The organism is Dactylosporangium sp. NPDC050688 (genome assembly GCF_040654515.1).
Taxonomy (GTDB): domain Bacteria; phylum Actinomycetota; class Actinomycetes; order Mycobacteriales; family Micromonosporaceae; genus Dactylosporangium.
In genome coordinates this window covers 16196-33648 of record NZ_JBFAIC010000033.1, presented here as the reverse complement: position 1 = coordinate 33648, position 17453 = coordinate 16196, and the positions used below count along the sequence as shown (strand labels likewise).

General features: G+C 71.7%; 16 protein-coding genes. 1 reads left to right on the top strand and 15 read right to left on the bottom strand.

Annotated features, from left to right (window positions below; translation table 11 throughout):
• Positions 1-97: 97 nt before the first annotated feature.
• The 10 genes from AB0H83_RS28025 to AB0H83_RS27980 form a co-directional block, all read right to left on the bottom strand.
• The gene (locus AB0H83_RS28025) at positions 98-514 is read right to left on the bottom strand and encodes an ATP-binding protein (RefSeq protein WP_360099539.1); all 417 of its coding nucleotides are present in this window, start codon (positions 512-514) and stop codon (positions 98-100) included.
• Positions 501-1991 (bottom strand): HAMP domain-containing sensor histidine kinase, encoded by a 1491-nt coding sequence (locus tag AB0H83_RS28020; RefSeq protein ID WP_360099537.1) that lies wholly within the window; start codon positions 1989-1991, stop codon positions 501-503. Before AB0H83_RS28020 ends, AB0H83_RS28025 begins: the two co-directional genes overlap by 14 nt.
• A gap of 127 nt (positions 1992-2118) precedes the next feature.
• The gene (locus AB0H83_RS28015) at positions 2119-2928 is read right to left on the bottom strand and encodes a glycerophosphodiester phosphodiesterase family protein (protein ID WP_360099535.1); all 810 of its coding nucleotides are present in this window, start codon (positions 2926-2928) and stop codon (positions 2119-2121) included.
• Between the two features lie 10 nt (positions 2929-2938).
• Entirely contained in the window at positions 2939-3259 is a 321-nt protein-coding gene (locus AB0H83_RS28010; RefSeq protein ID WP_360099533.1) for a rhodanese-like domain-containing protein, read from the bottom strand.
• A 38-nt stretch (positions 3260-3297) separates the two neighbouring features.
• The gene (locus AB0H83_RS28005; protein WP_360099531.1) at positions 3298-4434 is read right to left on the bottom strand and encodes an LCP family protein; all 1137 of its coding nucleotides are present in this window, start codon (positions 4432-4434) and stop codon (positions 3298-3300) included.
• An 845-nt stretch (positions 4435-5279) separates the two neighbouring features.
• Positions 5280-6536, bottom strand: coding sequence for an LCP family protein (locus AB0H83_RS28000; protein ID WP_360099529.1), 1257 nt, complete (start codon positions 6534-6536; stop codon positions 5280-5282).
• 71 nt (positions 6537-6607) lie between these two features.
• Entirely contained in the window at positions 6608-7579 is a 972-nt protein-coding gene (locus AB0H83_RS27995) for a UDP-glucuronic acid decarboxylase family protein (RefSeq protein WP_360099527.1), read from the bottom strand.
• 68 nt (positions 7580-7647) lie between these two features.
• A complete protein-coding gene (locus AB0H83_RS27990; protein WP_360099525.1) occupies positions 7648-9411 on the bottom strand; it encodes a cation acetate symporter in 1764 nt (587 codons plus the stop codon).
• Positions 9408-9752 (bottom strand): DUF485 domain-containing protein, encoded by a 345-nt coding sequence (locus tag AB0H83_RS27985; protein ID WP_033360602.1) that lies wholly within the window; start codon positions 9750-9752, stop codon positions 9408-9410. The genes AB0H83_RS27990 and AB0H83_RS27985 overlap by 4 nt, the downstream gene beginning before the upstream one ends.
• Before the next feature lie 155 nt (positions 9753-9907).
• On the bottom strand, positions 9908-10474 hold the full coding sequence (locus tag AB0H83_RS27980) for a flavin reductase family protein (protein WP_360099691.1): 567 nt from the start codon (positions 10472-10474) through the stop codon (positions 9908-9910).
• On the opposite strand from AB0H83_RS27980, the gene AB0H83_RS27975 reads away from it, so the two are divergent.
• Positions 10454-10900 carry an MSMEG_6728 family protein gene (locus AB0H83_RS27975; protein WP_360099523.1) on the top strand — a complete coding sequence of 149 codons (447 nt, stop codon included), beginning with the start codon at positions 10454-10456 and terminating at the stop codon, positions 10898-10900. The two genes, AB0H83_RS27980 and AB0H83_RS27975, sit on opposite strands and share 21 nt — an antisense overlap.
• Here the strand turns inward: AB0H83_RS27975 and AB0H83_RS27970 are convergent.
• The 5 genes from AB0H83_RS27970 to AB0H83_RS27950 all read right to left on the bottom strand — a co-directional run bounded on the left by AB0H83_RS27970 (position 10881) and on the right by AB0H83_RS27950 (position 17425).
• Positions 10881-12677: an ABC transporter permease gene (locus AB0H83_RS27970; protein WP_360099521.1), complete on the bottom strand. Its 1797-nt coding sequence runs from the start codon at positions 12675-12677 to the stop codon at positions 10881-10883. The genes AB0H83_RS27975 and AB0H83_RS27970 overlap by 20 nt on opposite strands.
• Positions 12668-13432 carry an ABC transporter ATP-binding protein gene (locus tag AB0H83_RS27965; RefSeq protein WP_360099519.1) on the bottom strand — a complete coding sequence of 255 codons (765 nt, stop codon included), beginning with the start codon at positions 13430-13432 and terminating at the stop codon, positions 12668-12670. Before AB0H83_RS27965 ends, AB0H83_RS27970 begins: the two co-directional genes overlap by 10 nt.
• A gap of 47 nt (positions 13433-13479) precedes the next feature.
• Positions 13480-15177, bottom strand: a complete 1698-nt coding sequence (locus tag AB0H83_RS27960) for a cation acetate symporter (protein WP_360099517.1) — start codon at positions 15175-15177, stop codon at positions 13480-13482.
• Between the two features lie 85 nt (positions 15178-15262).
• Positions 15263-15649 carry a hypothetical protein gene (locus AB0H83_RS27955; RefSeq protein ID WP_360099515.1) on the bottom strand — a complete coding sequence of 129 codons (387 nt, stop codon included), beginning with the start codon at positions 15647-15649 and terminating at the stop codon, positions 15263-15265.
• 81 nt (positions 15650-15730) lie between these two features.
• The gene (locus AB0H83_RS27950) at positions 15731-17425 is read right to left on the bottom strand and encodes a DUF4153 domain-containing protein (RefSeq protein ID WP_360099513.1); all 1695 of its coding nucleotides are present in this window, start codon (positions 17423-17425) and stop codon (positions 15731-15733) included.
• Between the last annotated feature and the right edge of the window lie 28 nt (positions 17426-17453).

Below are 17453 nucleotides of genomic sequence, written 5' to 3'. Positions count from 1 at the left end.
TGCCGCGCGGAGCGCAGGCAGTGCGAGCGCCAGCGAGCATGGGGGGTGCGGGGTGGGAACCCCCCGCCGGGACCCGCTGCGGAGCAGTGGGGCGGAATTACAGCGTGGCCCAGACGCACTGGCCGAGGCCGTCGCGTTCGACGCCCCAGCCTGTGGCCAGGGCGGCGACGATGGTCAGGCCGCGGCCGTCGATGGCGTCGGGGGCGGCGACGCGCAGCTCGGGGCCGGCCGGGGAGCCGCCGTCGGTCACCCTGATCTCCAGGGTGTCGTCGTCGAGCAGGCGCCACGCCACGCGGATGACGTCGCCTGGGAGGGGGGCGGCGTGGCGGACTGCGTTGCCGACCAGTTCGGCGGCGATGGCGACGGCGTCGTCGAGGCGGTCCTCGGTGAGGAGGGCGTCGAGCTCGTGGGCAAGGCGGTGGCGGGCGAGGTGCGCACCGCGAGCGTGATGCGGGACGACGACGCACCAGGCGCGCTCCGCGACGGTAGTGGACACGCTCTCAAGCCTCCCCATGGGTATCTGCGTCGGCGCGGGGCAGCCGTACCTCCGCGACGGTCCCGCCTCCTTGGCGTGGACGTAACGATACCCATCCATGTTGACGCTCAACGATCCTACGCACGAGATAAAGTCCCAGCCCGACGCCGCCGCGGGTGCGCTGGTCGCCGGTTTCGAGTTGCCAGAAGCGTTCGAACGCCCGCTCGACGTGCTCTGGACGGATACCGATGCCCCGGTCAGCGACCCTGAACCAGACGGTCTGCGCATCCGCCCCTGCAGTCAGAACAGCTTCTACCCAGTTCAGGGAGTATTTACCCGCATTCGTGACGAATTCCGCGAGGATGGTGGCAAGGGTGGCACGTTCGCCGAGGGCTTTCGGCAGGGTCGGCGGGAGTGCGACGGTCAGGGTGCGGCGCTGCTCGGGGCTGAGGTCGTCGACGGCGGCGGTCAGGGTCTCGATCAGGTCGAACGGCAGCAGCGCGGACGCGTCGCCGGGGTTGGACTCGTCACCGACGGCGTTGAGCAGCCGGTCGACCAGTCGGCTGAGCTCGCGGGCGCGCTGGCCCACGACGTAGATGGCGTCGCGCCGGGAGCCCTCGTCCAGGGAGTCCCAGTGCTCGACGAGCGTGTCGGCGTACCCGCGGATGACGGTGATCGGGGTCCGCAGCTCGTGGCCGGTGAGCGCGATGAACAGGTCGCGCCTGTCGGCGGGCTGGTCGGCGCGGGCGTGGAACGACACGCTGATGTCGGTGGTGCCGGGCACGGTGGCGGCCCTGATCTGGATCCAGGTGCCGCACGCCATCTGGTGCTCGACGGTCTCGGCGCCGTGGGGCAGCGGAAACGGCCACGGCGAGCCGATCGCGGCCTCGGGCGACCGGGCGGTGAGCAGCGCCGCGGCAGGGTTCCAGCTGCGCACGACGTGGGCGGCGTCGAGCAGCGCGAGGGGTTCCCCGACGGGGGCGACGGAGGGTGCGTCGGCATGGATGGGCAGTCCGCGGCCCAGTGTGTACTGCAGGCCGGCAAGGTTGGCGAGGAAGGCGAGGGCGGCGCGCTCGTCGGGGCCGGCGGTGCCTTCGCCGTCGTGGTAGCCGGCGGCCAGGACGCCGACGGGGGTGCTGCCGGCGTTGACCTCGGCGGCGATGAAGCGGGCCAGGCCGCGGCCGCGGAGGTGTTCGCCGCCGACGGTGCCCAGGAGGTCGACGGGGAGTTCGCGCACGCGGGAGCCGTACTGGAGCAGCCCCCGCAGCGTGGGGTGGATCAGGTCGACGGGCCGGCCGAGGGACCAGTCGAGGGCACCGGCGGCGGCGACGACCCGGCCGCCGGCGTGGCCGTATTCGACGAACGACGCCCCGGCCGCGGCGGTGGCTTCGACGGCGACGTCGACGGTGCGCTGCAGGGCGGGCAGGCCACCGGCGCCGGTCGCGAGCTGCTCGGCGATCTCGGCCAGCCCACCGAACACGGCGGTGGCGTCGACCGGATCCCGAGCATCGACCATGATGCGAGTCTGCCTCCCCGCGCTTCGCTTTGAAAGCCCATTGCCGAAACTTGTACACGTGGATTCCACCGGACCGGGCCGCTAGGACGACGGATTCCGTGGTAGCAACGCGATAGCAAGACGATGGTCAGTCGCGCAGGCCCAGCTCCCGGAGGCGCTCGATGACGAACGCGGGCCGGTCGGAGATGATGCCGTTCACCTTCAGTTTCACCGCGAGGTCGACTTCGTCCGGGTCGTTGACCGTCCACACGTACACGGGGAATCCGCGGCGGTGGAGGCGTTCGACGATCTCCGGGGACGCGCGCAGGACCGAGACGCCGGGTCCGCCGATGCTGCTGCCGGGTGGTAGCCACCCGATCCGGCTGGGGACGGACCACACGTCGATGAGCATGACCGTCGGCAGTGCCGGCGCGAGCTGCCGGACGCGGCGCACGGCGGTGGCGGAGAACGACATCATCGTGACGTGCACGGGCTGGTCGGTGTCCGGGCGGTGGAGTCCGTACCGGCGCAGCAGCGTGATCAGGGCGGTCTCGACGGCGGCGCCGTAGCGGGTCGGGTGTTTGGTCTCGATCAGCAGGCGCATGGGCCGGCCGGCGTCGACGGCGAGGCTGAGGAGCCGGTCGAGGGTGAGGACCCGGCCGCGCCAGCGGTCGTCGGTGAGCTTGCGGTCGGTGATGAACTCGTCGGGTGACTGGGGCAGGTCGGTGCGCCATGAGCCGAAGTCGAAGCGGTCGAGGTCGGCGAGGGTCTGCACGCTGACCCGGCCGCGGCCGTCGCTGGTGCGGTCGATGCGGGAGTCGTGCAGGCAGACGAGGTGCCCGTCGCGGGTCAGCCTGACGTCGCACTCGAGGCCGTCGGCGCCTTCCTCGATGGCGAGGAGGTACGCGTCGAGGGTGTGCTCGGCGTGCCGGTACGACGAGCCCCTGTGCGCGAACACCCACGGCCGCTCAGGCAACCCTGGGTGCACCGCCGTCCTCGCTCACCATGGGCCGGCCCGCGGCCGCCCAGTCCGACATGCCGCCGTCGAGGTTGATGGTGCGGGTGAGGCCCTGCTGTTGCAGGTAGGCCACGACCTGCGCGGAGCGGCCGCCGACCCGGCAGACGACGACGACGTCCCGGTCGGTCGGGATCTCGTCGATCCGGCCCGGGATCTGCATCATCGGCAGGTGGGTGGCGTCGGGCGCGTGGCCCGCGGCCCATTCGTCGTCCTCACGGACGTCAAGGAGGTAGGCGTCGGCAGCGACCTCGTCGACCGTGACGGTCGGCACAGCGGATCCCCTGAACACGGCACCAGCCTATAAGAGGCTCAGATCGGGTTGACCCAGGTGGGGTTCTCGACCGCCCAGGCGTCGAGCGTGTCGGTGCGCATCGCCGCGTACAGGGCCTGTGCCTCGTCCAGTCCGATGACGTACGAGAACCCGCCGATGTCCTGGGTCTCCGACGGCAAGGTCAGGCCGATGAGGCTGCTGGGCCGCACGTTGCGCAGGCCGAACATGAGCTCCTCGAGGGCGACGCCGTTGGTGTCGACGGTGAGGGCGCCGCCGAGGGCGCGGATGAGCTTGTCCAGCGCGATCGGGTTGGTGGTCAGGTTCTGCTGCTGGGCCTTGGTGAGGATGGCGCGGATGAACTTCTGCTGGTTCTTCTGCCGGTCGAAGTCGCCGTTGGCGAGGCTCTTGCGCTGCCGGACGAGGTCGAGGGCCTGCCAGGACTCGAGGTGGTGGCAGCCGACGTCGTACACGGCCGGGTGACCGCCGTGCTCGGGTGACAGGTAGTTGCCCTTGTCGTCGTAGCCGAGGTGGATCGACGTGACCTTCTGGTCGATGCACATGTCGACGCCGCCGAGGATGTCGACGGCGGCCTTGAAGCCGTCGAAGTTGACGATCGCGGCGCCGTCGAAGTGGATGCCGAGCAGTTCGGTGAGCGTCTCGGCGAGGAGCTGGACGCCGCCGGTGCCGCCGCCGCCGTGCTGGAACGCGCCGTTGATCTTCTCGTGGCTGACGCCGCGGAAGCCGGTCGGCTCGAACGGCGGGATCTTGACCCGCAGGTCGCGGGGGATCGACAGCAGGTACGCCCGGTCGAGGCCGGCCGGGATGTGCACGATGATGATCGAGTCGGAGCGCTGGCCGTCCTCGGGGTCCTGGGCGCGCAGGTCGGAGCCGAGGAGCAGGAAGTTGAGCGGGCCGGTGACGCTGCTGCGGCGCTCTTCCTTCTTGTCGTCGTTGCCGGCGCGGGCGTTGGCGCCGAGGAGGTTCTCCTGGTGGACGCTGTTGCTGTACCGGTTGGCGAGCACCTGCGAGCCGGTGACGACGGTGGCGGAGGCGACGAGGAGCACGGCGCCGACGACGACGAGCAGCTTGGCCCAGATGGGGTCACGGCCGGGGAGGGCGGCCTTGCGGGCCTTGCGCTTCTGCCGGCGGGTGAGCGGCTTCGCCGGGGCGGCCACGTCGGTGCCACCGCCAGCCGCGTCAGCGGCGGGGTCATCTGCGGGGTCATCGGCCGAGTCAGCAGCCAGCTCAGCAGCCGTGCCCGCGGCGGGGTCATCAGCCGACTCAGCAGGCTCGTCACCAGCCGGGCCAGCAGCCAGCTCAGCAGCCGTGCCCGCGGCGGGATCATCAGCCGACTCAGCAGGCTCGTCACCAGCCGGGCCAGCAGCCAGCTCAGCCGTAGCGGCAGGGTCATCAGCCGACTCAGCGGCCGTGTCAGGGGCCGGGTCAGGGGCCGGGTCAGGGGCCGGGTCAGCAGCCGCCTCGTCGGCGGGGCCAGCAGCCAGCTCAGCGGCCGTGTCAGGGGCTGCGCCAGTCGCGTCACCAGCCGGGTCCGGGGCCGTGTCAGAGGACGGGTCAGCGGCCGTGTCACCCGCCGCGCCATCCGCATCCCCGTCCACGGCGTGACCATCAGCACCGGTCTCCGCCGGCACTCCGGATCCGGCCGACAAATCCGAAATATCCGACCCAGCGACATCGGCGGCGGGCGGCACTTCGGTCGATGCGGCCGCTTCGGCCCGAGCCGGTGAAACCTCTTCAGGGCGCTGCGCCGGCTGCTGCACCGACGGGTCCTGGTCCTGCTGCATGTCGCCCCCGACTGCGTGCCCCGCACTCCGGCGGGGATTTATCCGAGTCTACGTTCGCGGCGGGGATCGTGCCGACCAGCGTCACTGCACAAGATCCGAAGAGATGCCACCAATCAGGCGTTCTACTCGGTCAGCAAGGGCTACGGCAATGAGATCTATACGACAGCCCGAGCATGCAACCCCACCGCTGGGGAGACATGCCCGGGATGCCGGAATCGTCACTTCTTCGTGGAGGGTTTCGCGGAGGGCTGCGACGAGCCGCTCGCCGCCGGCTTGGGGGCGTTGGCCGCGGCCCAGTCGGCCATCTTGTCGGTGCGGATCGCGGTGTGCAGCGCATCGGCCTTGGCCGTGTTCGGCACGACGACGTCCTCACCGTTGATCTTCTTGCTGCCGTCGTTGGGACTGACCAGGAACGTCAGGTCGTCGCTGCGCAGGTTGCGGAACTGCAGCGCCATGTCGGCGAGTGAGAAGTCCTTGTCGACGGTCATCGCCTTGGTGATCGCCTTGAGGAACGAGTTGAGCTTGGCCGGGTTGCTGACGGTGCCTGAGCTGACGGCCTTGTCGAGGATCGCCTTCATCATCTGCTGCTGGTGGCGCATCCGGGCGAAGTCGCCGTCGGGGAACTGGTAGCGCTGCCGGGCGTAGTCGAGGGCCTCGTCACCGTTGAGGTGGTTCATGCCCTTCTTGAACTTGCGCTTCGGCGGGTGGATGGAGGTGATGTCCGCCTCGATGTTCATGTCGATGCCGCCGAGGGCGTCGATGACCTGCTTGAAGCCGCCGAAGTCGATGAGCAGCACGTGGTCCATGCGCACGTTGCTGTACTTCTCGATCGTCTGCACGGTCAGCGGGGTGCCACCCCACGAGAACGACGCGTTGAGCTTGGCCTTGGTGTCGCCGTACTGCGTCGTCTTGCTCTTGGGGATGTAGACGTACAGGTCGCGGGGCATGGAGACCAGGTACGCCTTGTCGTGGCTGGACGGGATGTGCAGCATGATCATGGTGTCGGTGCGCCACTCGCCGGCCTTGCCCTTGTTGTCGGGGTCGCGGGAGTCGCTGCCGAGCAGCAGCATGTTGAGCGCGCCGTCGGCGACCTTCGCGGGCCGGCCGCCGGTGATCTCGCCGAACGGGTCGTCGCGCTGCAGGCCGGCGTCGACGTACCGGTAGTAGCTGTAGGCGCCGACGCCGGCGAGGAGCGCCAGGACGACGATCGCGGCGCCGGCGACGAGGGCGATGCGGCCCCAGCGGGGGCGGATCTTCCTACGGCCGGGGTATTCGTTGCCGCCGGAGCGGCGGGGCGGCACGGCGCCGCCGCCACCGCCGGAACGGACGGTGGCCTTGCCGTAGACGCCTGGCGTCGCCGGGCTGGTCGGAGTGGCGGCGCCGGAGACGCGCGCGCGAGCTCCCGCACTGGGCGGGAGGGCGTTGGGCACCGAGGCGCGACCCGACGAGCCGTTGGATGCTGGCGTGGTGGACATGAAACCCACGATACGAACCCATCGCCGCTACGCCAGGTAACCCGGACATCCGCGGCACGAAGCCGGGAGATTCACCGGGAGCGGAAGTACTCCACGGTCCGGCGCAGGCCTTCCTCGGGTGCGACGGCCGGCTCGTATCCAAGCAGCTCACGGGCCTTGCTGAGGTCGGGGCGGCGGCGCTCGGGGTCGTCGGCGGTGCGCGGCAGCAGCGACACCGTGGAGGTGCTGTCGGATAGCCGCACGATCGTGTCGGCGAGCTCCAGCATGGTCATCTCGTGCTCGGTGCCGCAGTTGATCGGGCCGGTCTCGCCGGAGTCGAGCAGGAGCAGGATCCCGCGGACGAGGTCCGACACGTGGCAGATGGACCGGGTCTGGGTGCCCGAGCCGTGCACGGTGATCGGCTCGCCGCGCAGCGCCTGGGAGATGAACGTGGGGATGGCGCGGCCGTCGTCGGGGCGCATGCGCTCGCCGTAGGTGTTGAAGATCCGCACGATGCCGACGTCGGCGCCGCGGCCCCGGCGGTAGCCCATGGTGGCCGCCTCGGAGAAGCGTTTCGCCTCGTCGTAGACGCTGCGGATGCCGATCGGGTTGACGTTGCCCCAGTAGGTCTCCGGCTGCGGGTGGACGAGCGGGTCACCGTAGGCCTCGGAGGTGGAGGCCATGATGAAGCGGGCACCGTCGGTGACGGCCCGCTCCAGCAGCTGGAGGGTGGCGAGGGAGCCGACCCGGAGGATCTCGACGGGCAGCAGCGCGAAGTCGGTGGGGCTGGCCGGCGACGCGAAGTGCATGATCGCGTCGAACCTGGCGGCGATGGCCTCGACGGCCGGCAGCGGCTCGCTGACGTCGGCCTCGACGAGCGTGAATCGAGGGTGGTCGAGGAGGTGCGCGACGTTGTCCTTACTGCCCGTGACGAAGTTGTCGACCACGACAACCTGCGCGCCGCGCACGATCAGAGCATCGGCGAGGTGAGACCCGACGAATCCGGCACCACCGGTGAGCAGGATCCGGTGTCCCTCGCCGTAACGCTGCGCAACAACGACCATGGGACCAGCCTAGCGGCAGTGCACCGGGGCTGGGGATCGGCGGTGCCCCAGCCCCGGTGCACTCCGTCTCAGTGGGCGCCGGCCCCCGTGAGGGAACGGGCCTCCAGCTCGGCGTACTTGTCCGGGTTGCGCTCCTTGCTGGTGATCGCGCCGATCGCGGCGAAGATGAACCCGATCGGGATCGAGATCAGGCCCGGGTTCTCCAGCGGGATCGGTGCGGCGGTCGTGCAGCTGAACAGCGCCGTGGCGTTGGACACCTGCTTCGAGGTCTGCTCCACGCCGCAGGTCTTCGCCTGGGCGGCGGTGAGGGTCGCCGGGGTGCGGGCGTCGCTGACGCCGCCCCAGGCGATCGGGCTGAGCAGCACGATGCCGACCGCGGAGAGCAGACCGGCGTAGATGCCCCAGGTCGCGCCGCGGGTGTTGAACTTCTTCCAGAAGAGCGAGAAGAGGATCGCCGGCAGGTTCGCCGACGCCGCGATCGCGAACGCGAGCGCCACCAGGAAGGCGACGTTCAGGTTGCGGGCGAAGATGCCGAGCACGATGGCGACCGCGCCGATGACGAACGCGGAGTACCGGGCGACGACGACCTCCTGCCGCTCGGTGGTCTGGCCGCGCTTGATGACGTTGGCGTACAGGTCGTGCGCCAGCGACGACGACGAGGCCAGGGTGAGCCCGGCGACGACGGCGAGGATGGTGGCGAACGCGACCGCCGCGATGATGGCGAGCAGCAGTGAGCCGCCGAAGTCACCGCCCAGGTAGCGTTTGCCGAGGGCCTCGGCGAGCTGTGGTGCCGCCGTGTTGCCGCCCGGGTCCTGGGCGAGGATGGCCTGCCGCCCGACGAGCGCCGCGGCGCCGAAGCCGAGCGCCAGGGTCATCAGGTAGAAGACGCCGATGATGCCGATCGCCCAGACGACGCTCTTACGGGCCGCCTTGGAGTCCGGGACGGTGTAGAAGCGGATCAGGATGTGCGGCAGGCCGGCGGTGCCGAGGACCAGGGCCAGGCCGAGCGAGATCAGGTCGAGCTTGCTGGCGAGGGTGGCGGTGGCGTTGCCGGCGATGTCGCGGCCGTAGCGCAGGCCGGGCTGCAGGAACGACTCCGGCGGGGTGCGGCCGGACTTGGCGGCGGCCTCGCCGAGCAGCGACGACAGGTTGAACTTGAACGCGGCGAACACCATCAGCGTCAGCAGCAGGGCGCCGAGCATGAGCATGAACGCCTTGACGATCTGGACGTAGGTGGTGCCCTTCATGCCGCCGACCGTCACGTACACGATCATCAGCACGCCGATGAGGGCGATGGTGACGATCTTCGCGGTCTCCGCGCTCATGCCGAGGAACGTGTCGCCGGCCTTGATGCCCAGCAGCAGCGCGACGAGGGCGCCGGCGCCGACCATCTGGGCGAGCAGGTAGAAGATCGACACGATGATCGTGGAGATCGAGCCGGCGGTGCGCACCGGCGCCTGCCGCATCCGGAACGCGAGCACGTCGGCCATCGTGTAGCGGCCGGAGTTGCGCATGAGCTCGGCGACGAGCAGCAGCGCGACGAGCCACGCGACGAGGAAGCCGATGGAGTACAGGAAGCCGTCGTAGCCGTTGAGGGCGATGATGCCGGCGATGCCGAGGAAGCTCGCCGCCGACATGTAGTCGCCGCCGATGGCCATGCCGTTCTGGAAGCCGGTGAAGGAGCGGCCACCGGCGTAGAAGTCGGCGGCGCTCTTGGTCTGCCGGCTGGCCCAGATCGTGATGGCGAGGGTGGCCGCGACCAGGACGACGAACAGCGTGAGCGTCAGCGTCCGGGTGGTGGACGCCCCCACCGCGAGGGTGATGTCGCTCATTCGGGGCTCCCTTCGATCTTGGCCCGCAGCTCGTCGGCGAGGGGGTCGACGCGGCGGTCGGCGTAGCGGGTGTACAGCCAGGCGATGAGGAACGTCGACACGAACTGCAGCAGCCCGAAGATCAACGCGATATTGACGTGGCCGACGACCTTCGTGCTCATGAAGTCGCGGGCGTATGCGGAGAGCAGGACGTACAGCGCGTACCAGACGAGGAACGCGGCGGAGACCGGGAAGACGAAGCGCCGCAGGGCGCGGCGCAACGCGGCGAACTCCGGGGTGTTGGCGACGGAGACGTAACGGTTGTCGCCCGTGCCGGTCGGCACCGGCGTCTCGGTGCTCATGGGGGATCACCACCTGCCGTTTGGGGTGTGGGTACGGCGCACCGTAGGAACCCGCCGGGCGGGGCGTGAAGATCCCTGGACGGGCCCGGCGGACCGCTGCGCTGAACGGCAGGTTCGGTGCGCCCAGTGACAGCGGTCACACCGTTTACCGGTGTTTATATCGAGGTGTACCGACCCCGGTGGTGGAGCAGGGGCTTCGCCGCCGGCTCCGCCGGCTCGACGCGCTCGACGGTGGCCTCGACGAGCAGCGACCAGCCGAACGGCGCGGCCCGGTCGAGGCGGCAACCGGCCCACGGGTAGCCGCGCGGGACGGGCCCGAACTCGGTGTGCTCCCAGTCGCCGGTGGCGAACAGCCCGCCCGGCGCGGGCATCAGCCCGGCGAACCGCTCGGCGAGCTGGTTGTCACCCTCGGCGAGGGGGACGACGGCGAACCGGCCGGTCGCCTCGAGCGCGGTCCACAGGTCGCTCTCGTCGTCGACGAGCCCGGCGATGCGGCCCGGGTCACCGTCGGCGACCAGCATCGACGACACGGTGAGCCCGGCGGGACGGGCGGGCGCGCCGGTGCCGGCCGCCGTCCACAGCGTCACGGGAGCGGGGAGGCGCCCGCGCAGCCGCCGCAGCGGCGAGCGCTGGTCGTCCGGGGTGGCGAACGGATCCGTGGCGTGGATACTCACCCGCTCATTGTCGGGTATGACCGGAGTGTGCAGACCTTCCTGCCCTATCCCGACTTCACCGCCACCGCCCTCGTGCTGGACCCGCGGCGGCTGGGCAAGCAGCGGGTCGAGGCGCTGCAGGTGCTGCGCGGGCTGATCGTGCCCGGGTACGGCTGGCGGCACCACCCGGCGGTGAAGATGTGGAAGGGGTACGAGGAGGCCCTGGTCCGCTACGGGCTGGAGATGTGCGTCGCGTGGACCGCGCTGGGGCACGCCGACACGGTGGCGGCGACCCTGACGGCGGCGTGCGGGCCGGCCCGCTCGCAGCAGGAGCTGACCCGGGTCGTGGCGGTGCCGCCGTGGCTGGGGCGCGAGGACGTGCACCGCAGCCACCGCTCGGCGCTGGTCCGCAAGGACCCGGACTTCTACGGGCCCCTGTTCCCGGACGCGGACCCGGACGAGCCCTACGTGTGGCCTACCCCCGCTTCGGCGTGACCGCGATCAGGACCTCCGGCGCGCGCCGCTCCAGGAGGTTGCCGGCGACCCGGGTGCCGACCCAGGCGAGGGCGAAGCCCCACAGCAGGCCGGCCGGCAGCAGTACCCACTGGAAACCGTCCGGCAGCAGCAGGAACGCGACCAGCAGCGGCGCGGTCAGCACCCACGTGATGATCATGCTGACGAACGACAGCATGCTCTTCGCGCTGCCCTGGCCGGTGTTCATGGCGAACGGGTTCGCGGAGTCCGGCATCGGGTACGGAGCGAGCACCGACGTGACCCCGGCGGCGCCGACGGAGATGCCGTAGGCGCACAGGCCGACGCCGAGCGCGGCCGGCAGCTGCGCGGTGTGGTCGCTGAGCACGGACACGGCGACGGTGCCGGCGGCCAGCAGCGGGAACGTGAGGATGCCGACGCCGATCGCGCGGGCCGCGAGCTCGACCTGGCCGGGCACGTTGGTGAGCATGTGCAGCGCGTACGCGGTGCCGTCGTTGCCGAACTGGTTGACCAGGACGAGCCCGACGAACGCGCCGGCGAACATCAGCGAGATCACCAGGGCGCCGCCGCTGAGGCCGGCACTCTGCCGGGCGGCCTCCTGCTCGCCGGAGCCGGTGCCGAAGCCGAACGTGAACGCGAACGGGACGACCACGGACGTGGCGAGCAGCGAGATGAGGCTGGCGCGGCGGCGCGGGTCGCGGAACCAGTAGCGGACCTCCCGGCCGACGAGGCCGGCGAAGCGCCCGACCGGCAGGAACCGCACGATGCCGGGCAGGAACGCGCGTACCGGGCGGCCGTCGGCGGTCTTCGCCTTCTTCGCCGCGCCGGTCGACGCGGTGCCCAGCATCGCCGACTCGATCGTCTGCAGCCACCACCACAGCAGCAGCGCGACCCCGGCGACCCCGATCGCGAGCCGGGCGGCGGCGAGGTGCCAGTCGCCGGCGATCGCGTCGACGTAGGCGACGAACGGCGCGGCCAGCGGCGTCCACGACAGGACCTGGCCGATCGTCGCGGCCTGCTTCGACTCGCCGTTCTCGACGAGCGCCATCACCAGCTGGACGATCGGGTTGCAGGAGATGCCGGCGAGGGCGATGAGCAGCGCCGCCAGGTCGCGGACCTTCCGCGAGCGCAGCATCCCGGCGAACGCGCTGGTGACGGCGCGGCTCGCGGCGACGCACACGGCGAGGCCGACGACGGCGCCGACGACCGCGACCGCGCCGGCCGCCGGCCCGCCGTCGAGGACCGCGCCGACGGTCGAGCCGAGCCCGGTGAGCAGCGTGACGACGGGCGGGATGCCGACGCACGCGGCGGCGAGCATGCCGAGCACGAGCGTGCGGCGCGGCACCGGCAACAGCGAGAACCTGGCCGGGTCGAGGGTCTCGTCGACGCCGAAGAACAGCAGCGGCACCAGCACCCACATGAGCACGAGCGAGGCGCCGGCGAACGCGGCGAGGGTGGGGCGCAGCCCGTCGTCGGCGATGCTGCTGCCGGCGAAGAGGCTCACCCCGACGAACGCGGCCCACAGGCCGAAGAAGACGCTGAGGACGAACAGCCAGACGCGGGACTTCTTGCCGCGCATGGCGTTGCGCAGGATCCGCAGCTTGAGCCGGACGAAGTGGCCGGCCGTGGGCTCGCCGGCGCGGACCGGCTCCGGCCGCGGCGCGAAGATCCCGGGCGCCGCGGCGGCCTCGACGGCCGTGCCGGGCCCGGCGGCGGCCGGCGCAACCGGCCCGGCCGGCTCCGGGCGTTGTGCGGGGATGTGCGGCGGGGTCACAGCCACGACAGCTCCGCGCCGGTCGCGACCCGCCCGCCGACCACGTCGACGAACACGTCCTCGAGCTCCCGGCCGCCCCGCACCTCGTCGGTGGTGCCGACGACCTTGATCTGGCCGTCGGCGAGGATCGCGATGTGGGTGCAGAGCCGCTCCACGACCTCCATCACGTGGCTGGAGAAGATGACCGTGCCGCCGTTGCGGACGTACCGGACGAGGATGTCGCGGATCAGGGCACCGGAGACCGGGTCGACGGCCTCGAACGGCTCGTCGAGGACCAGCAGCCGCGGCGCGTGCAGCAGCGCGCAGGCCAGGCCGATCTTCTTCTTCATGCCGGCGGAGTAGTCCACGACCAGGGTCCTGCCCGCATCGGCGAGGCCGAGGACGTCGAGCAGCTCCGCGGCGCGGGCGTCGATGACGTCCTGCGGCAGGCCGCGCAGCAGTCCCGTGTACGCGAGCAGCTCGCTGCCGGTGAGCCGGTCGAACATGCGGGCCGAGTCGGTCAGCGCCCCGAGGCGGCGTTTCGCCTCGACCGGGTCGGACCACACGTCGTGGCCGAGGACGTAGGCGTGGCCGGCGTCGGGGCGCAGCAGCCCCACCGCCATGGACAGCGACGTGGTCTTGCCGGCGCCGTTGGGGCCGAGCAGGCCGAAGAACGACCCGGTCGGCACGTCAAGGTCGACCCCGGCGACCGCGATCTTGCTGTCGAAACGTTTGGTGAGCCCTCGCAGCACGAGCGCGGAGCCGGTCTCGCTGTCCGTCACCGTTCGACCGTAGGTCACGCCCGTATCCCCCGCATCCCCGTAAACCGTCACATCCGCAGCGCATCCGGCGCGTGCAGGCGAAGCATGATCGCTCCGAGATCCTTCGGCAAGCGGTGCCGGGTGAGCAGCGACACCGAGATCATCACCAGGAACGCGAGCGGGACGCTCCACGCGGCGGGCTGGGTGGTGAGGACCCCGGCCCAGCCGGGCAGCGGGCCGCCGAGGACGGTGAGCAGGACCGCGGATGCGGCCGCGCCGCCGCCCGCGACGATCCCGGCGGCCGCGCCGACCGCGGTAAGCCCCCGCCACCAGATGCCGAGGACCAGCAGCGGGCAGAAGCTGGACGCGGCCACGGCGAACGCCAGCCCGACCACCTGCGACACGTCGAGGCTCGCCACGAACAGGGCGAGCAGCAGCGGCACGATCCCGGCGACCAGCGCGGAACGCCGGAAGTCGCGGACGGAGCCGTGGCCGAGCACGTCCGTGGACAGCACGCCGGCGACGCTGGTCAGCAGCCCCGACGACGCGGACAGGAACGCGGCGAACGCGCCTGCGGCGACCAGCGCGCTCAGCAGCTGGCCGGTGAGTCCGCCGCCGAGCGCCGCGGACGGCAGCAGCAGCACGACCGCGTCCGTGTTACCGGTCATCAGCAGTTGCGGTGTGTACACGCGGCCGAGCACCCCGTACAGGGTGGGGGTGAGGTAGAAGACACCGACGAGCCCGAGGACGACCAGCGTGGTGCGCCGGGCCGCGGCACCGTCGGCGTTGGTGTAGAAGCGGACCAGGACGTGCGGCAGGCCCATCGTGCCGAGGAACGTGGCGAGGATCAGCGAGTACGTGGCGAAGATCCCCTGCGAATGGTCGCCCGGCAGCAGCCAGTCGGACGGGGAGTCCGCGGAGACGGCGGCGACCTTCGGTACCGGCGCCGCGGCCTGGAACTCCAGGGCGGTCCCGGCGTCGGCGACGTGCTCGCCGGCGGTGAGCAGCACCGTGCCGCCGACCGCGGCGCCGTCCAGCCGGCCGTGCGCGGTGACCTGCGTCGGGGTGGTCACGGTCAGCCGGGTCACGTGCTCGACGGTGACGGTCGTGGCGACGGGGAACGTCGGCCCGGCGGGCGCGGTCAGCGCGGGACGGCCGTCGGACTGCCACTGCATGAGCAGGAACACGAACGGCACCGCCAGCGCCGTCAGTTTCAGCCAGTACTGGAACGCCTGCACGAACGTGATCGACCGCATGCCGCCGAGTGCCACGTTGAGGGTGACGACGACGCCGACGAGCAGGGCACCGAGGGCGTACGGGGCGCCGGTCACCGTCTGCAGGGTCAGCCCGGCGCCCTGCAGCTGCGGCACCAGGTACAGCCAGCCGATGAACATGACGAACGCGGTCGCGAGCTTGCGCAGCCGCTTCGAACGGAGCCGGACCTCGCAGAAGTCCGGCAGGGTGAACGCGCCGGAGCGGCGCAGCGGGGCGGCGACGAACAGCAGCAGCGCCAGGTACCCGGCGGCGAACCCGACCGGGTACCAGAGCACGTCGACGCCGTACTTGAGCACCAGCCCGGCGACGCCGAGGAAGCTGGCCGCGGACAGGTACTCGCCGCTGATCGCGGCCGCGTTCCAGGTGGGGCTGACCATCCGGGACGCGACGAGGAAGTCCGAGGTGGTCCGGGCGAAGCGCAGCCCGTAGATGCCGATGCCGACGGTGACGAGCGTGACCGCGACGACCGCCGGCAGGGCGTATGTGTTCATGCCGTCCCCTCCGCTGCGCTCCGACGCCGGCCTGAGCTCCACCCTGAGCTGCCGATTCGCAGCCCTCCGCTGCGCTGCGGGCCGCTCATGATTGCTGCTGGGACCTGTCCTCGACCAGCGCGACGAACTCCTGCTCGTTGCGCTCGGCGAGGCGTACGTACGCGTAGCCGACGACGAACAGGAACGGGTAGGCGGCGACGCCGAGCAGCAGCCACGGCACCGACACCCCGAACAGGTGGGCCCGGCCGACGGCGGGCGCGGCGGCGAACAGCAACGGCAGGCCGCCGAGGGCGACCGCGACGACCGCGGCGAGCCGGACCGCCACCGCCAGCTGGGCGCGCACGAGACCACGGGCGAGCGCCGCGCCGACCGGGCTCTGCTCCTCGAGCTCGGCGCGGGTGCGCGCGACGTCGATGCGGCCGCGGGCGACGTCACCGAGCACCACGCGGACCCGCGGGGCGGGCGGCTCCATGGACCGCAGTCTCGCAACCGGCGAGAAACAAACGCAAGGGGCCGACGTCCCCCGTTGAACGTCGGCCCGCCGCGTCCTTCGCTACCGGTAGCTCCGGTAGCAGGGGAAACGTCCCGGGCTCACCTCGTCGGGGACGATCCTTCGGGCCTCGGCGCGGGCGAGGTTCCACCCGCGCCAGTCGTCGGCGTCGCGCACGTCGCTGGAGATCTCCGACAGGGCGCACTCGCGGGCGCCGGGTGGCAGCTTGTCCAGGGCCGGGGCGGCGTCGGCGGACAGCGTCGACAGGTACCAGATGTCGGAGTTGTTGTGCTCGGCGTACCGAGCGACGTTCTGCTCGGCGATGAACCGGTCCGGGTTCAGCACTGCGAGCCCGAGCAGGGTCGCCACCCACAGCGCGACCGCGGCGCGCGGCAGCCACCGGGTCACCGGCACCACCCCGGCGATCATGATCAGCACGATGAGGCCGCCGAGCCACAGTTCGAACGCGCTGACCAGGACCCGCAGGCGGCTGAAGCCGTACGCCTGCTCGTACACATTCATCCGCCACAACGCGGAGACCACGACGACGAGCGCCCCGGCGGACAGCAGGCCGAGCAGCACCCGCAGCAGCAGCCGCTGCCGGGCCGTCTCCCGCGCCGCCTTGCGCGCGGTCACCGCGATCACGACGAGCGTGAGGAGGGTGACGACGAGCAGCTGCCAGAAGCCCTTGCGGGCGTAGTCGGCGAACGTGAGGCCCGCGGTGCGCATCACGTAGTCACGGTCACCGAACAGGACCGCGACCTGGACGCCGACGAAGATCCCGAAGACGGCGAGGACGGCGCCGACGGGGACGACCCACTCGTACCAGTGCACCGTGCGGGCCGGGCGGGGCGTGCCGTCACCGACCGTGGACGGGCTGTGCAGCAGGTACGCCCCGCCGACGGTGAGGAACGCGAACACGGTGCCGACGAACAGCCACCGCAACGGCGTGCCCAGCGACAGCTCCGGCAGGATCGCCTGGACGATCCGGTCGAACGCGGCGTCGGCGCTGGCGAACAGGGCACCGAAGACGACGAGCAGCAGCGCGCCGAGGCCGACGGACGCGAGGACCCGGGTCGCGCCGGACGCCCCTTCCGTGGCCCGCGCCCTGGCGATGCCCCACCGGACCCACGGCAGCGCCCGGAACCCGGCCAGCGGCAGGTTCAGCACCGCCATGAACACGGCCGGTACCCGCCGGCCCGCGCCGACGGCGAGGGCGACGGTGCCGAACGCGGCCAGGACACACAGCGCGAACAGCCAGCCGGCGGCCCGGAACACCCCCACCGACAGCAGCGCCACGGTGGCGGCGCTCCAGCAGGTCGCCTCGATCGCGCTGGTGCCGCGCCGCTGCGGGTCCATCCGCAGGAGCACGACGAGCAGGGCACCGACCAGGCCGAGACCAGCGACCGGCCAGCCGATGCCGGGCCGGTCCAGCGGCAGGGCCGCGGCCGCGATCACCGCGGCGACCAGGGCGCCGATGAGCACGTCCGGGCCGGCGGCGGTGCTGCGCTGGGGCCAGCGCAGCTGGAACACCGTCGGGTTCGGCGGGCCGAGCCTGATCGGGCTGAGCAGCGCCGGGTTGGGGCCGAGGTGCTGCTGCGGGGGCGGGGTTCCCTGCGGTCTCGGCTGCGCCGGCGGCTGCCCCGGTCGTTGGGGTTGCGCCGGGTTTCCGGGCTGCGGGGGTCTCGGTGGTTGTGGCTGCTGGGGTGGTTTCCACAGGTTCGGCGCGGGGGCGCCGCCTGGCGGTGGCGTTGGCACTTCCCGCTGCGCTGGCTCTTCCCCCTGC

What these genes read in the sequence shown, in the direction of transcription:
- AB0H83_RS28025 (WP_360099539.1), bottom strand. Translation starts at nt 514, where the DNA reads ATGGGGAGGCTTGAGAGCGTGTCCACTACCGTCGCGGAGCGCGCCTGG.
- AB0H83_RS28020 (WP_360099537.1), bottom strand. Translation starts at nt 1,991, where the DNA reads ATGGTCGATGCTCGGGATCCGGTCGACGCCACCGCCGTGTTCGGTGGG.
- AB0H83_RS28000 (WP_360099529.1), bottom strand. Translation starts at nt 6,536, where the DNA reads ATGTCCACCACGCCAGCATCCAACGGCTCGTCGGGTCGCGCCTCGGTG.
- AB0H83_RS27995 (WP_360099527.1), bottom strand. Translation starts at nt 7,579, where the DNA reads ATGGTCGTTGTTGCGCAGCGTTACGGCGAGGGACACCGGATCCTGCTC.
- AB0H83_RS27990 (WP_360099525.1), bottom strand. Translation starts at nt 9,411, where the DNA reads ATGAGCGACATCACCCTCGCGGTGGGGGCGTCCACCACCCGGACGCTG.
- AB0H83_RS27985 (WP_033360602.1), bottom strand. Translation starts at nt 9,752, where the DNA reads ATGAGCACCGAGACGCCGGTGCCGACCGGCACGGGCGACAACCGTTAC.
- AB0H83_RS27960 (WP_360099517.1), bottom strand. Translation starts at nt 15,177, where the DNA reads ATGAACACATACGCCCTGCCGGCGGTCGTCGCGGTCACGCTCGTCACC.
- AB0H83_RS27955 (WP_360099515.1), bottom strand. Translation starts at nt 15,649, where the DNA reads ATGGAGCCGCCCGCCCCGCGGGTCCGCGTGGTGCTCGGTGACGTCGCC.